Here is a 13938-nt window from a genome sequence, read left to right on the forward strand (position 1 = left end):
CGGAGGGGGCGACGACGGCGTCAACCGCCTAAACGATTAGCCGAATGCTCCCGCGCATCGACAGCGGGGCACGGGCTCGGGCCAGGCGCGGCGAGCGTAGCGCGGGCGCCCTCACGGCGGTCGTCCGGGCACGTGGGGAGCGGGCGGCCGCGCACGGACCCACCCGTCGGCTCGAACGAGCAGCTCCGTGACCTGCACGGGCACCACGCCGCTGACCTGCCCGGACGTGCCACGAGTCCGCAGCTCGGCCCGCAGTGCTCTGCAGGGCCGGGCGGCGGACTCGTGGCCCGGGGACGGCCGGTGGAGGCCGTCCCGATGCTGTCGGGGGCGCGCTGGTCAGTACGGGGTCAGAGGGTCCCGCGGTCCGTCCGGTCCTCGTCGCCCGTGCGGTCGGGCGCCGTCTCGACCACCGGGTCGGGGATCTCGCCCGTCGCCGGGACGATCGGAGCGACGGCCGTCGTGTCCGTCAGCTCCTCGTCCGCGCCGCCGAGGCCCGCGTCGGGCTTCTTCGACGCCGAGCGGCGCGTCGTCGCCTTCTTCGTGGCCTCGCTGACCTTCTCGGTGAGGTCCTCGCGCGCCTCGGTGACCTTCTCGGCCGCCCGCTGCGCCGCCTCGCGGCTCTTCGCGACCGTCACGCCCGCCGCCTCGCCGACGGCCTCCGCGGCGCCGCCCACGCGGTCCGTGAGGTCCTCACGGGCATCGTGCGCCCGGGTGCGGAGCCCGTTGCTCGACGTGTCGGCCGACGTCGGCTCCCACGGCTCGGCCCACGGGTCGGTCTGCGCGCGCGAGCGGGTCCACGCGGCGAACGCCGCCCCGGCACCGGCGACGCCCGCGAGGATCCAGAAGATCTTCGCCCCGCGATGCGACTTCTGCGGTGCGGTGGCCTCGGCGGCCTTCTCCGCGATGGCGCCCGCCTTGACGGCGGCGGCGTTCACGGCGGCGACGACGCTCGGGATGAGCTCGTCGACGAGCTTGTCGTGCGCGGTGTCGATCGCGGGCGACGCGGCCTCGGCGGCGCGCTCCACGCGCGGGACGGCGGCCTTGAGGCTCTCCTTGTAGAGGTGCTCGATGCGCGGCACGATCCACTCGAGCGCGGCCTCGGCCTTGGGCGTGCCCCACTCCTTGGCGTGCGCGGCGACTCCTGCGGCCTGTCCGGCTGCCTCGGCGGCCTGGACCTTCGCGGCGGCGGCGAGCACAGCCGCCTTCTCTGCGGCCTGGAGCTTGAGCTTGTCCGTGTCCACGGACTCGAGATTCGGGCGTCGGATGGCGAAGGTCATGTCCACTCCCCGGTTCTGCGGCTGGGTCGGCTGCGTTAGCCCCACACTCTGCCACCAGACCGGTCGACACGCAGGTCCCGGGCCCGAACGGGCGCCGCCGCGGCCGCGGTCCTGGCCTGGGTGTTCGCCGCCGGCGTACCCCTAGCGCGCTCGTGCTCGCCCCCGCGAGGGCACGCCTGGGCGGCTGCCCGCTCCCCGCGCAGGCGCGCCGCTGCGTGGGAAGATGGGCGGCATGTTCGCGACACTGCACACGACCGCCGGTGACATCCGGATCGAGCTCTTCCCGAACCACGCGCCGAAGACGGTGGAGAACTTCACCGGCCTCGCGACCGGGAGCAAGGCGTGGAAGGACCCGAAGACGGGCGCGGAGAGCAGCGCGCCGCTGTACGACGGCGTCATCTTCCACCGCGTGATCCCCGGCTTCATGATCCAGGGCGGCGACCCGCTCGGCACCGGCACGGGCGGCCCGGGCTACAGCTTCGACGACGAGATCCACCCCGAGCTGCAGTTCGGCGAGCCGTACCTGCTCGCGATGGCGAACGCCGGCCTGCGCCGCGACCCGATCACCGGCAAGACCGGCGGCACCAACGGCTCGCAGTTCTTCGTCACGGTCGTCCCGACGCCGCACCTGAACGGCAAGCACACCATCTTCGGCAAGGTCGCGGACGACGCGAGCCGCAAGGTCGTCGACACGATCGCCGCGACGCCCACGAGCCGCGGCGACCGCCCTGTCGAGGACGTCGTCATCAGCTCGGTCACGATCGAGGACTGAGCGGTCCCGATCCCCGCATGAGCGCCGACCAGCCTGCCGCTGCGCCCACCGGCCCGCCCGAGGGTCCGCCCGTCTGCCCGCGTCACCCGGACCGTGTGTCCTACGTGCGCTGCCAGCGGTGCGGCCGTCCGACGTGCCCCGAGTGCCAGCGGCAGGCTGCCGTCGGCGTCCAGTGCGTCGACTGCGTCGCCGAGGCCGCGCGCGCGACGCCCGCGAACCGGACGATCTTCGGCGGGACGGTCCGCGCCGGCCGCCCGGTCGTGACGATCGCCATCATCGCGGTGTGCGTCGTGAGCTACGTGCTCCAGCAGGTCAGCTCCGAGTGGACGCTGCGGTGGGCGTTCTGGCCGGCGGCCGGCGAGGTCGAGCCGTGGCGGTTCCTGACGGTCGCGTTCCTGCACTCCCCCGCCGGCGTCATCCACATCGTCTTCAACATGCTCGCGCTGTGGATGGTCGGTCCGTTCCTCGAGCAGGCCCTCGGCCGCGCACGGTTCGCGGCTCTGTACGGCCTGAGCGCCGTGGCCGGCTCGGTCGGCGTGCTGCTGCTCGCGTCGCCGCTCGAGCAGTCCTGGTACACCCTCACCGTGGGCGCCTCGGGCGCCGTCTTCGGGCTGTTCGGCGCGGTGTTCGTCGTGATGCGCCGGATGCGGCGGGACGTCCGCGGCATCGCGGTGGTGATCGGCCTGAACATCGTCATCGGCTTCGTGCTGCCCGACATCGCGTGGCAGGCCCACCTCGGCGGGCTCGTCGTCGGCGCCGCGCTCGCCGCGGCCTTCGCCTACGCCCCGCGGGAGCGGCGCACCGCCGTCACCGTCGGTGCCCCTGTGCTGGTCGGGCTGCTCCTCGTGGGGCTCGCGTTCGCGAAGTACGCCCTGGTCTGACCCGATTTCCCCAACGTTCCGCACAGGTGGTGAATTACACCTGTGTAGTTGTCCACAGAGATGTCCACCGCTGGGGACGAAGAACACGTTGCCGCAGGTCAGGGCGCTGAAAACGTCCTATGACCGAGGATCTGCCTGTGGGTTCCGGTCGCGTGCGTGGGGACGGATGGGGCATTCGTGGGGAACGTCGCCCGCCGACCTGTCGAGGGCGACGCGGGCCGCCGACGCACACCTCCGTCGGGCCGCGAGGCCTAGAGGCTCAGCGCCAGCGCGTCGTGAGGGCGAAGCCCGCGAGGATCAGGGCGAAGCCGATCGCGAGGTTCCACTGCCCGATGCCCGGGACGGGGTACTCCGAACGCATGATGTACGTGACGACGATCCACACGAGGCCGAGGATCATCAGGCCGAGCATCACGGGCACCAGCCACCGCGGGCTCACCTGGGGGCCGCTTGCGGCGGGCGGCGGCGTGTAGGCCGCCTTCTTGCGGTTCTTCGACTCGGGCACGGCTGCTCCTGTTCCAGCGGTACGGCAGGCCGGGGCACGTCGGCACCGACCCGCCAGAATGTGGCTTAGCGTAGTGGCGAGATCGCCGGAGAGGAGCACGAGTGCCCGACCACCCGCACCGTGCTGCCCGTGCCGCGCGCGGCACGCTGTCCGTCGCGCTCGTCCTCGCGCTGGCCGGGGCCCTGTTCGCGGCGAACGCGCGGCTGGCCCGGACGACGGGGGAGCGGCACCCGCAGGACCTCGCCGGGCTCGCCCAGGTCGAGGAGCGCCGGCTCGGCGTCCTGCTCGACGAGGTCGCGACGCTGCGCTCGGACGTCGAGCGCCTCACGGCCGCCCAGGCCGAGCTCGACGGCATCGTGATCGAGCCCTTGGCACCGGCCGCGGAGCTCGAGGCCGGCCTCGTGCCCGTGACCGGGCCCGGGCTGATCGTCGAGCTCGAGGACGCCCCGGCGGACGCCGCGCGGCCCACGTCGGTCCGCCCCGACGACCTCGTCGTGCACCAGCAGGACCTCCAGGCGGTCATCAACGCGCTGTGGGCGGGTGGCGCCGAGGCGATGGGCCTCATGGACCAGCGGGTGATCTCGACGAGCGCGTTCCAGTGCATCGGCAACGTGCTCTCGCTGCACGGCCAGCCGTACTCGCCGCCGTACGTGGTGCGGGCCGTCGGCGACCCCGCCGCGCTGCGCCGCGCGCTCTACGCGTCCCCGGAGATCCAGAACTACCTGCGTTACGTCGACGCGGTCGGCCTCGGCTGGTCCGTGACCGTCGCGTCGGACCCGCTGACCCTGCCCGCGTACGAGGGCGCGACCGAGCTCGAGCACGCGCGCGTCCCCGAGGGCACCGAGGTGCTGCCCGGGCTGCCCGACGGCGGGACCGCCGACGCGCGGGACGGCGACGACGCGCGCGACGACGAGCAGGACCGCGCGGCGCGGGCGGAGGACTCCGCGTGAGCGTCGAGGCCCCGACCCGGTCGAACCCCCGGCACAGCCGTTCGAGCACGTCGTCGCGCGGCCGCTCGGCGGCGTTCGGGCTCCTCGGCGTCCTCGGCGAGCTGCTCATCACGCTCGGTGTGCTGCTGCTCGCGTTCCTCGTCTGGCAGCTGTGGTGGACCGACGTGGTCGGCAACCGCGCGCAGGCGGACATCGTCCAGGAGCTCGACTGGGACGTCGCGCCCACGGCCCCGACGCCGGGCGCGACCGAGGGGCCGACCGAGCCCGTCGGTCCCGTCGTCGCGGCGCCGCGCCGCGACGAGCCGCCCGTCGCCGCCGAGCCCGACCACGCGACGACGTTCGCGACGATCCAGGTGCCGCGGTGGGTCGGCGAGCCCGAGCGCCCGATCAGCCAGGGCGTCGAGCGCGACAGCGTGCTCGACGTGCTCGGCATCGGCCACTACCCGGGGACCGCGATGCCCGGCGCCGTCGGCAACTTCGCGATGGCCGGCCACCGCACCACGTACGCGAAGCCGTTCAACCGGGTCGCCGAGCTCCAGGCCGGCGACCCGCTCGTGGTCCGCACCGCCGACACCTGGTACGTGTACCGCGTGACGTCGACCGAGATCGTCACGCCCGCGCAGACCGAGGTCGTCGCCCCCGTCCCCGGCGACCCGGGTGCCGCGCCGACCGAGCGGTTCATCACCCTGACCACGTGCCACCCGATGTTCTCCGCGCGCGAGCGGTTCATCGTGCACGGGACGCTCGACTACTGGGCACCCGTCGCGGACGGCATCCCGGCCGAACTCCTCGGAGGCGCATGATGTACGGATGGCTGTGGCGGCACCTGCCGGGCCCGGCGCCGGTGCGCGTCGTGATCCTCACGGCCGCGGCCCTGGCCGTGCTCGCCGCGTGCTTCCTGTGGGTGTTCCCGGCGATCGCGCCGTTCATGCCGTTCAACGACACGACTGTGGGTGAGGGATGACCAGGATCCTGGTGGTCGACAACTACGACTCGTTCGTCTTCACGATCGTGGGCTACCTGAACCAGCTCGGCGCGGAGACGGTCGTCGTGCGCAACGACGCCGTCCCGCCGGTCGAGGAGCGCACCGGGTTCGACGGCGTGCTGATCTCGCCCGGGCCGGGCACCCCGGCCGAGGCCGGGTCGAGCATGCAGGTCATCCGGGACTGCGCCGAGAGCGCGACGCCGATGCTCGGGGTCTGCCTCGGGCACCAGGCGCTCGGCGAGGTCTTCGGCGGCACGGTCACGCACGCGCCCGAGCTCATGCACGGCAAGACGAGCCTCGTCGAGCACGACGGCACGGGCGTCCTCGCGGGCCTGCCGACGCCGTTCACCGCGACGCGGTACCACTCGCTCGCGGTCGTCGACGGCACGGTGAGCGACGAGCTCGAGGTCACCGCCGAGGTCGGGTCCGCGCACGGGCGCGTCGTCATGGGTCTGCAGCACCGCACGCTGCCGCTGCACGGCGTGCAGTTCCACCCCGAGAGCGTCCTGACCGAAGGCGGGCACCGGCTGCTCGCGAACTGGCTGGCCGTCTGCGGGGACGCCGACGCCGTCGCCCGGTCCGAGGGGCTGAACCCGCTCGTGCGGTCGTAGAGACCGGCCCTCCCGGGGACAGGGCTGCGTCCGCGCGGCTCCGGGCCGGCGCGTACCGGCGTCGTGCCACCGCATCACGCACCGCAGCGCGACGAAGGCTCCGAACCCTCGCGGGTCGTGTGCGGACCTCGCGTCGAGGACGCGCCGGTGGGTCAGCCGTTGTTTCCCGGCGCCGGCACCGTCGGCGTGGGGTTCGGCTGGCCGTTGCGCGGCCCGCGCGAGACGTCCACGACGACGACCGACCCCGGCTCGACCTCGTCGCCGCGCGTCGGGTCGGTCTTGATGACCGTGTCCTTCGGCTGGTCGCTGTCGACGTCGCGGCGCTGCGGCTGCAGCCCGAGGCCGGAGAGCGTGCGGCTCGCCTGGTCCCAGGACTGACCGACGAGACCGTCGGGGATGAGCAGCGCGGTCGGCGCGACGGCCACCTCGAGGCGCACCGACGAGTTCTGCGGGACGAGGTCGCCCGCGGCCCGGCTCTGGCTCACGACCGTGCCGGGAGGCTGCTCGTTCGTCTCGACCTCGGCGGTCGTCGAGCTCAGGCTGAGGTCGGCGAGCGCCTTCTCCGCCTCGCCCTGCGGCTGCCCGACGAGCTCGGGGACGACCACATTGCCGCTCGCGATGAACACCGTGACGGCGGACCCGGCCTTGGTCGAGGCGTTCGCGGCGGGGTCGGTCTTGGTGACCCGGTCCTTGGGGAACGCGGCGCTGTCCTCGGGCGTGATGGAGCCGACGGTGAGGCCGGCGCCCTCGATCTGGGCGCGCGCCGCGTCCTGGGTCAGGCCCGTGACGTCGGGGACCGTCGCGGTGTCGGGTCCGGTCGAGACCTGGACCGTCACCGTCGAGTCCTTCTCGGCCGGCTCCCCGCTCGCCGGGTCGCTCGAGACGACGTTGCCCTCGGCGATCGTGTCGGAGGCGACCTCCTCCTGGGCCCACACGAGGCCGGCGCCCTCGATCTCGACCTTGGCCTGGGGTGCGGGCATGTCGACGATCGCCGGGACCGTGACCGTCTCCGGCTCGGCCTCCCGGTTCGCGTTCGACGCGATGAGCGCGATGATCCCCGCGACGGCGAGCACCGCGACCGCGATGAGCGTCCACAGCAGCCAGCGCTTCTTCTTCGGCTCGTCCTCCTCGGCGGCGGCGCCGGTCGCGGCGCCCGTGGGGGGCAGCACGGTCGTGCCCGGGCCGGTCGGCGCCCACGGTGCGGGGCCGGTGGCCACGACCTGCGTCGTCGCCGGGCCGGCGGCGCCGAACACCTGCGTCGCGTCGTCGTTCGCGCCGGTGGCCACGAGCGCACCGACCGGGGGAGCGCCGACGTGGCCCCCGCGCGCGGCGGCCTCGAGGTCGGTGCGGAACTCGGCGGCCGTCGAGTAGCGGGAGTCCCGGTCCTTGGCGAGGGCCTTGAGCGTGATCCGGTCGAGCGAGTCGGGGACGTCCGCGGCGAACATGCTGGGCGCCGGGGCGGCCTCGCGGACGTGCTGGTACGCCACGGCGACGGGGGAGTCGCCGACGAACGGCGGGCGCCCGGTCAGCAGCTCGAACAGCAGGCAGCCCGTCGAGTACAGGTCGGAGCGCGTGTCGACGGTCTCGCCGCGCGCCTGCTCCGGGGACAGGTACTGCGCGGTGCCGATGACCGCCTGCGTCTGGGTCATGGTCGCCGCGGAGTCCGCGACGGCGCGCGCGATGCCGAAGTCCATGACCTTGACCGCGCCGGTCGGGGTCAGCATGACGTTCGCGGGCTTGATGTCGCGGTGCACGATGCCCGCGTGGTGGGAGTACTCCAGAGCCGAGAGCACGCCGGCCGTGATCTCGACGGCCTCCTCGATGGGGACCGCGTTGCCGTCGCGCAGGATGTCGCGGACCGTGTGGCCCTCGACGTACTCCATGACGATGAACGGCACGTGCGCGACGACGCCCGAGGGCTCGGTGACGAGGTCCTCGCCGGTGTCGTAGACCGCGACGACCGCGGGGTGGTTCAGCGACGCGGCGGCCTGGGCCTCGCGGCGGAAGCGTGCCTGGAACGAGGGGTCGCGTGCGAGGTCGGAGCGCAGGACCTTGATCGCCACGGTCCGTCCGAGCCGCGTGTCGTGGCCGATGTGCACCTCGGCCATGCCGCCGCGGCCGATCAGCTCACCGACCTCGTACCGTCCTCCGAGGATCCGGGATCCGTCGTCCACCACTAGGCGTCCTTCGCTGTCGTCGTCCACGTGCCTGCTGCCCCGTCGGCAACCCGCGCACGTTCCGTGATCATCCCATCGAGGCCGTCCCGGAGAGCGTATCCGGGGCGGACGGCTGCCGTGGGGGTGCCGGCAGCCGCGCCGGTCCCGGTCGCCGGGGCCGTGACGGTCGTCGTCGTTCTCGTCGTGCCGGTCGCGCCCAGCACGGGCTCGCCCGGGGGAGAGCCGCCCTCGGCGCCGGTGAGCCTATCGGCCAGGGCCGCCCCCAGGAGCGCGACGACCAGCAGGATCAGCACGACGAGCGGCCAGGTCAGGCGGCCGAGCTTCCCGAGCCGGGTGCCGGTCGTGGTCGAGGTGATCCACCCGGCGCGGGTCGGCGCGCGGTGGGTGCCCGCGGTGCGCCGGACCTCGGTCGCGTCGCGGAGCTCACGGCGCGGCGGGTACGACGGCGGGTGCCCGTCGTCGTCGCCGAGGTGCCCGTGCGGTGCGGGCGGCGGGATCGACGCAGGGGCGGCGGGGGACTTCGCGGCGGCGGGTGCCGGCGGCGCGGCGCGCCCCGCGGGCGGCGGGGCGGCGCGGCGGGGCCCGGGCTGCTGCGTGGGGGGTGCGACGCGCACGTCCGAGCCGGGGGCGATCATCGTCGTCCCCCCGCGACCCGAGGAGCGGCGGGCGGGGACGACGACGGCGACGCCGGTCGCGGGCGTGCGCTCGACCATCTCGTCGAGGATGCGCGCGAGCTGCGCGGCCGACGGCGGGCGGTCGCGCGGGTCCTTCGCGAGCAGGCTCAGCACGATGCCGGCCAGCCGCTTGTCGATCGCGGCGGGCAGCGGCGGCACGGGCGCGTTGACGTGCGCGACAGCGATGTCGACCGCCGTCGGGCCCGTGAACGGGCGCTTCCCGGCGAGGGCCTCGTACGCGACGATCCCGAGCGAGTACAGGTCGGAGTGCGGCGTCGCGGGCTGCCCGACGGCCTGCTCCGGCGACAGGTACTGCGCGGTGCCCATGACCATGCCGGTCGCCGTCATCGGCACCTGGTTCGTCGCGAGCGACACCCCGAAGTCGGTGATCTTCACGCGTCCGCCGCGCCCGAGCAGGATGTTGCCGGGCTTGACGTCGCGGTGCACCACGCCGGCGTCGTGCGCGTGGTGCAGCGCCCGGGCGGTCTGCGCCAGGATCGGCAGCAGCTTGCGCGGGGGCAGCACGGGCTCGCGCTCGAGCAGGTCGCTCATGGGCTCCCCGAGCACGAGCTCGATGACGAGGAACGCGGAGCCCTCCTGCTCGCCGTAGTCGTAGAGCTGCGCGATGTTCTGGTGCGAGAGCGCCGCGGAGTTGCGGGCCTCGGTACGGAACCGGGACAGGAAGTTGGGGTCGCCCGCGAACTCCTCGCGGAGCACCTTGATGGCGACGTCGCGCGCGAGGGACTCGTCGTGCGCGACCCACACCTCACCCATGCCGCCGACGGCGATCTCCCGCACGAGGCGGTACCGCTGGCCGAGCACCACGCCCGCTGCTGCTCTCACTGGCCCAGCACCGCCTCGATGACGGCCTTCGCGACGGGCGCGGCGACCTTGCCGCCGGTCGCCTCGTTGCCGACCGCGCCGCCGTTCTCGACGACGACCGCGACGGCGACGCGCGGGGCGTCGGCCGGGGCGAACGAGGTGAACCAGGCGTGCGGCGACTCGTCCTCGCGACCGGTCTGCGCGGTGCCCGTCTTGCCGGCGACCTGCACGCCCGAGATCTGGGCGGCCTTGCCGGAGCCGTTCTCGACGACGCCGACCATCATGTCGCGCAGCGCGGCGGCGGTCGTGGGGGAGACCGCCTGGGACATCCGGCTCGGGTCCGCCTCGCGGACGACGTCGAGGTCGGCGGTCCGGACCGTCTGCACGAGGTACGGCTCCATGAGCTCGCCCTCGTTCGCGATCGCGGCCGACACCATCGCCATCTCCAGCGGCGTCGCCGTGACCGAGTACTGCCCGAGCGCCGAGAACGCCGTGTTGGGGGCGTTGACCTCGTCCGGGAAGCGGCTCGGCGCGACCTTCATCGGCACGTACTGCTCGTCGTTGTCGAAGCCGAACTTGTCGGCCTGCTCGCGCAGCGCGTCCGCCCCGAGGTCGAGCCCGAGCTGGGCGAACGCGGTGTTGCACGAGACGCGCAGCGCGTCGGCGAGCGTCGTCTGCCCGCCCGAGCCGCACGAGGAGCCGCCGTAGTTCTTGACCGTCGCGCTGGTCTGGGGGAGGGCGAGCTCGTCGGGCGCGGTGAGCACGGACTCGGGCGTCGCGCGCCCCGACTCGAGCGCCGCCGCGGCGGTGATGAGCTTGAACGTCGAGCCCGGCGGGTACGTGGGGCCCTGGATCGCCTTGTTCTCGAGCGGGTTGCCCTCGGCCGCCAGGAGCGCCTGGTACGCCGCGTTCGCTGCGGCGGAGTCGTGCGTCGCGAGCTGGTTCGGGTCGAAGGACGGCTTCGACACGAGCGCGAGGATCGCGCCGGTCGACGGGTCGAGCGCGACGACGGCGCCGCGCTGGTCCCCGAGCGCGTCCCACGCGGCCTGCTGCGCCGCCGGGTTGATCGTCAGCTCGATCGACGACCCCTGCGGCTGCTTGCCGGTGATGAGGTCCTGCAGGCGCGAGAGGAACAGCGAGTCGGCCTGCCCGTTGAGCACGTCGTTCTCGGCCTGCTCGAGCATCGTCCCGCGGTGCACGATCGAGTAGAAGCCGGTCACGGGCGCGTAGAGCTCGCCGTTCGCGTAGCTGCGCTGGTACTTGAACGCGTCGTCGACCGGGGCGGACGACGCGATCGCCTCGCCGGCGACGACGATCGGCCCGCGCGCCCGGCCGAACTCGCGGTACAGCGTCCGGACGTTGCGCCCGTCGTTGTTGAGCTTGTCGGCCTGCACGAACTGGACCCAGGTGGCGCCGCCCATGAGGACGACGAACATGCCGACGACGACGGTCGCGAGGCGGCGCAGCGGGGTGTTCATCAGCGCACCCCCCCGGGGCCGGCGATGCGCTCGGTCGGGTCGGCGCTCGGCTCGGGCTCGCCCTCGCGACGGGGAGCCCCGGCGCGCGAGGAGCCGGGCGTGCGCACGGGCAGCGGCGCCGTCGTCGTGCCCGGCGGCGGGCCGAGGACGAGGTCGGGGGCCGGCCGGCGCGCGTCGTCGGAGATGCGGAGCAGGAGCGCGACGATGATCCAGTTCGCGAGCAGCGACGAGCCGCCGTACGCGAGGAACGGGGTCGTCAGGCCGGTCAGCGGGATGATCCGCGTGATGCCGCCGACGACGATGAAGCACTGGAACGCGACGACGAACGCGAGACCGCCGGCGAGCAGCTTGCCGAAGCCGTCGCGCACCCCGATGGCCGTGCGCAGGCCGCGCTCCGCGAGCACGAGGTAGCACAGGAGGATCGCGAGCAGCCCGGTCAGGCCGAGCTCCTCGCCGAGCGACGCGACGATGAAGTCCGACTCCGCGTACGGCACGAGGTCGGGGCGGCCCTTGCCCCAGCCGGTGCCGAACAGCCCGCCGCCCGCCAGCCCGAACAACCCGCCGACGAGCTGTCCCGAGCCCCCGGGGGCGCGGTTGTAGATCTCGGGGTCGAGCGCGTTCAGCCAGACGTCGAACCGCGCGGCCACGTGCCCGAACGTCGTCGCCGCGAGCACCGCGCCGCCGAGGAACAGCCCGAGGCCGATGACGACCCAGCTGGTGCGCTCCGTCGCGAGGTAGAGCATCGCCACGAAGAGCCCGAAGAACAGCAGCGACGTCCCGAGGTCGCGCTCGAGCACGAGCACGCTGATCGACACGGCCCACGCGAGCACGAGCGGGCCGAGGTCACGGATGCGGGGGAGTTGCAGGCCGAGGACCTTGGGCCCGGCGAGCGCGAGCGTGTCGCGGTTCGTCACCAGGTAGCCCGCGAAGAACACCGCGAGCACGAGCTTGCCGATCTCGGCGGGCTGCAGCGAGAAGCCGGCGAAGCGGATCCAGATGCGCGCGCCGTTGATCTCGGCGCCCAGGCCCGGGATGAGCGGCAGCACGATGAGCAGCAGGCCGACGACCATCGCGGTGTACGTGTAGCGGCGCAGCGTGCGGTGGTCCCGGAGCACGACGAGCACCCCGGCGGCCAGCAGCAGCGCGACCGTCGTCCACCCGAGCTGCCGCGTCGCGAAGTCCTGCTCGCGACCGCGCGCGACCATCCCGAGGTCGACGCGGTAGATCATCGCCAGGCCGATCCCGTTGAGCGCGATCGCCACGGGCAGGATCACCGGGTCCGCGTACGGCGCGCGCCAGCGCAGCACCACGTGCAGGCCGAGCGCGAGGGCCGCCATGCCGACGCCGTAGCCGACGACGTTCCCCGGGAGCTCCCCGGTCACGCCGAGGCCCGTGAGCGCGTACGCGGCGAGGCCGAGGAGCAGGGCGGGCACGAGCAGCGCGAGCTCGACGCCGCGCCCCGGGCGCACCCGATGCGGCTGGATGGTGGCCATCAGTCCGTCGCCGCGTTCTCACGAGCGGACTGCTCGAGCAGCTGGACCCGGTGCCGGGCGTCGTCGAGCGAGTCGGACTGGATGTTCTGGTCGAGGCGCTCGCGGACGTACGGGGGCAGGTCGTCGACGCGCGCGTCCCCGCGCTCCGCGACGGTCGAGAGCGCGATCGGGCCGAGGCTCTGCGGGATCCCGCGGTAGATGACGACGTCCCCGCCCTCCGCGCCGACGAAGTACTGGGTCTGCGTCCACTGGTAGCCGAGGTAGCCCGCGACGCCGAGCACCGCGAGCAGCAGCAGCGACAGGAACCAGCCGATGACGCGGATGCGCCGGCGGCGGCGCGGGTCGACCTCGTCGGTGTCGTCGTCCTCGTCGGTGCCCGCGCCGGCGCTCGGGAGAAGCCCGGCTGTGTCTCCGTGCTCGTCGGCGTCACCGGCTGCCTGCGCGGCCGCGACCTTCTTCGCGAGCGTCGCCGCGCGCGCCGAGGGGGAGTCCGCCGCGGACGTGGGGCGGTGCCGGGAGGTGGCCGCCGAGCCCACGACGCTCGCCGCGGTCGTCGGTCCGCCGCCGTCGGGCACGTCGTCGAGCTCGACCACGTCCGCGACCACGACCGTCACGTTGTCGCCGCCGCCCGCCCGCAGCGCGAGCTGCACGAGCCGGTCCGCGCACACGTCGACGTCCGAGAGGCCCAGGAGCGTCTCCGCGATCGTGTCGGCGCTCACGAAGCCCGAGAGCCCGTCGGAGCACAGCAGCCAGCGGTCGCCCGGCCGCGCCTCGCGCACCGACAGGTCCGGCGCGACGTCCGGGTCGAAGTCGCCGAGCACCCGCATGACGACGGAGCGCTGCGGGTGGTGCTCGGCCTCCTCGGGCGTGATCTTGCCGGTGTTGACGAGGTGCTGGACGAACGTGTGGTCGGTCGTGACCTGGCTCAGCACGCCGTCGCGCAGCAGGTAGCCGCGGGAGTCGCCGAGGTGGACCATCGCGAGCTTGTTGCCCGCGCGCAGGATCGCCGTGACGGTCGTGCCCATGCCGCTCAGCTCGGGGTCGGCCTGCGTGCGCGCCACGATCTCGTCGCGCGCCGCGTCCAGCGCGTGCTCGAGCTCGTCGAGCGCGTCGTCGGGCCCGTGCGACTCCCCGTCGAGCGGGGCGAACGCCGCTACCGCGACCGACGACGCGACGTCGCCGCCCGCGTGCCCGCCCATGCCGTCCGCGACGACGAGCAGGTGCGGCCCGGCGTACGCCGAGTCCTGGTTGTTGGAGCGGACGAGACCCACGTCGGACCGTGCGGCGTACCGCAGCGCGATGCTCACGGCGGC

The 13938-nt window shown here is 73.9% G+C and carries 13 protein-coding genes; 6 read left to right on the forward strand and 7 right to left on the reverse strand.

Annotation, left to right across the window (positions count from 1 at the left end):
• Nucleotides 1-347: 347 nt before the first annotated feature.
• A complete protein-coding gene (locus NXY84_RS00075; protein ID WP_258725116.1) occupies nt 348-1277 on the reverse strand; it encodes a hypothetical protein in 930 nt (309 codons plus the stop codon).
• A 232-nt stretch (nt 1278-1509) separates the two neighbouring features.
• On the opposite strand from NXY84_RS00075, the gene NXY84_RS00080 reads away from it, so the two are divergent.
• On the forward strand, nt 1510-2049 hold the full coding sequence (locus NXY84_RS00080) for a peptidylprolyl isomerase (RefSeq protein ID WP_258725117.1): 540 nt from the start codon (nt 1510-1512) through the stop codon (nt 2047-2049).
• A 17-nt stretch (nt 2050-2066) separates the two neighbouring features.
• A complete protein-coding gene (locus tag NXY84_RS00085; RefSeq protein ID WP_258725118.1) occupies nt 2067-2930 on the forward strand; it encodes a rhomboid family intramembrane serine protease in 864 nt (287 codons plus the stop codon).
• A 259-nt stretch (nt 2931-3189) separates the two neighbouring features.
• On the opposite strand, the gene NXY84_RS00090 is transcribed toward NXY84_RS00085, so the two are convergent.
• The gene (locus NXY84_RS00090) at nt 3190-3435 is read right to left on the reverse strand and encodes a cell division protein CrgA (RefSeq protein WP_258725119.1); all 246 of its coding nucleotides are present in this window, start codon (nt 3433-3435) and stop codon (nt 3190-3192) included.
• A gap of 101 nt (nt 3436-3536) precedes the next feature.
• Here NXY84_RS00090 and NXY84_RS00095 point away from each other — a divergent pair, with 101 nt between their 5' ends.
• Genes NXY84_RS00095 through NXY84_RS00110 form a run of 4 tightly spaced genes read left to right on the forward strand, consistent with a single transcriptional unit; the run spans nt 3537 to nt 5981 of the window.
• The gene (locus NXY84_RS00095; RefSeq protein ID WP_258725120.1) at nt 3537-4385 is read left to right on the forward strand and encodes a DUF881 domain-containing protein; all 849 of its coding nucleotides are present in this window, start codon (nt 3537-3539) and stop codon (nt 4383-4385) included.
• The gene (locus NXY84_RS00100) at nt 4382-5188 is read left to right on the forward strand and encodes a class E sortase (RefSeq protein ID WP_258725121.1); all 807 of its coding nucleotides are present in this window, start codon (nt 4382-4384) and stop codon (nt 5186-5188) included. Before NXY84_RS00095 ends, NXY84_RS00100 begins: the two co-directional genes overlap by 4 nt.
• Nucleotides 5185-5349: a hypothetical protein gene (locus NXY84_RS00105; RefSeq protein ID WP_258727305.1), complete on the forward strand. Its 165-nt coding sequence runs from the start codon at nt 5185-5187 to the stop codon at nt 5347-5349. The genes NXY84_RS00100 and NXY84_RS00105 overlap by 4 nt, the downstream gene beginning before the upstream one ends.
• Nucleotides 5346-5981 carry an aminodeoxychorismate/anthranilate synthase component II gene (locus tag NXY84_RS00110; protein ID WP_258725123.1) on the forward strand — a complete coding sequence of 212 codons (636 nt, stop codon included), beginning with the start codon at nt 5346-5348 and terminating at the stop codon, nt 5979-5981. Before NXY84_RS00105 ends, NXY84_RS00110 begins: the two co-directional genes overlap by 4 nt.
• A gap of 152 nt (nt 5982-6133) precedes the next feature.
• On the opposite strand, the gene pknB is transcribed toward NXY84_RS00110, so the two are convergent.
• Genes pknB through NXY84_RS21700 form a run of 5 tightly spaced genes read right to left on the reverse strand, consistent with a single transcriptional unit; the run spans nt 6134 to nt 13932 of the window.
• A complete protein-coding gene (gene pknB, locus NXY84_RS00115; protein WP_309485033.1) occupies nt 6134-8155 on the reverse strand; it encodes a Stk1 family PASTA domain-containing Ser/Thr kinase in 2022 nt (673 codons plus the stop codon).
• Between the two features lie 2 nt (nt 8156-8157).
• Complete coding sequence (locus NXY84_RS00120; RefSeq protein WP_258725125.1) at nt 8158-9675, reverse strand: serine/threonine-protein kinase; 1518 nt, start codon at nt 9673-9675, stop codon at nt 8158-8160.
• Nucleotides 9672-11132 (reverse strand): peptidoglycan D,D-transpeptidase FtsI family protein, encoded by a 1461-nt coding sequence (locus NXY84_RS00125; protein ID WP_258725126.1) that lies wholly within the window; start codon nt 11130-11132, stop codon nt 9672-9674. The genes NXY84_RS00120 and NXY84_RS00125 overlap by 4 nt, the downstream gene beginning before the upstream one ends.
• On the reverse strand, nt 11132-12625 hold the full coding sequence (locus tag NXY84_RS00130; RefSeq protein WP_258725127.1) for an FtsW/RodA/SpoVE family cell cycle protein: 1494 nt from the start codon (nt 12623-12625) through the stop codon (nt 11132-11134). Before NXY84_RS00130 ends, NXY84_RS00125 begins: the two co-directional genes overlap by 1 nt.
• On the reverse strand, nt 12625-13932 hold the full coding sequence (locus NXY84_RS21700) for a Stp1/IreP family PP2C-type Ser/Thr phosphatase (RefSeq protein ID WP_309485034.1): 1308 nt from the start codon (nt 13930-13932) through the stop codon (nt 12625-12627). The genes NXY84_RS00130 and NXY84_RS21700 overlap by 1 nt, the downstream gene beginning before the upstream one ends.
• Nucleotides 13933-13938 lie beyond the last annotated feature (6 nt).

Origin of the sequence: Cellulomonas sp. NS3 (assembly GCF_024757985.1) — a bacterium.
Taxonomy (GTDB): domain Bacteria; phylum Actinomycetota; class Actinomycetes; order Actinomycetales; family Cellulomonadaceae; genus Cellulomonas_A.

Excerpts from the sequence above, each read along its gene's own strand:
- NXY84_RS00125 (WP_258725126.1), bottom strand. The coding sequence starts at position 11,132 with ATGAACACCCCGCTGCGCCGCCTCGCGACCGTCGTCGTCGGCATGTTC.
- NXY84_RS00110 (WP_258725123.1), top strand. The coding sequence starts at position 5,346 with ATGACCAGGATCCTGGTGGTCGACAACTACGACTCGTTCGTCTTCACG.
- NXY84_RS00075 (WP_258725116.1), bottom strand. The coding sequence starts at position 1,277 with ATGACCTTCGCCATCCGACGCCCGAATCTCGAGTCCGTGGACACGGAC.
- NXY84_RS00130 (WP_258725127.1), bottom strand. The coding sequence starts at position 12,625 with ATGGCCACCATCCAGCCGCATCGGGTGCGCCCGGGGCGCGGCGTCGAG.
- NXY84_RS00085 (WP_258725118.1), top strand. The coding sequence starts at position 2,067 with ATGAGCGCCGACCAGCCTGCCGCTGCGCCCACCGGCCCGCCCGAGGGT.
- NXY84_RS00105 (WP_258727305.1), top strand. The coding sequence starts at position 5,185 with ATGATGTACGGATGGCTGTGGCGGCACCTGCCGGGCCCGGCGCCGGTG.
- NXY84_RS00080 (WP_258725117.1), top strand. The coding sequence starts at position 1,510 with ATGTTCGCGACACTGCACACGACCGCCGGTGACATCCGGATCGAGCTC.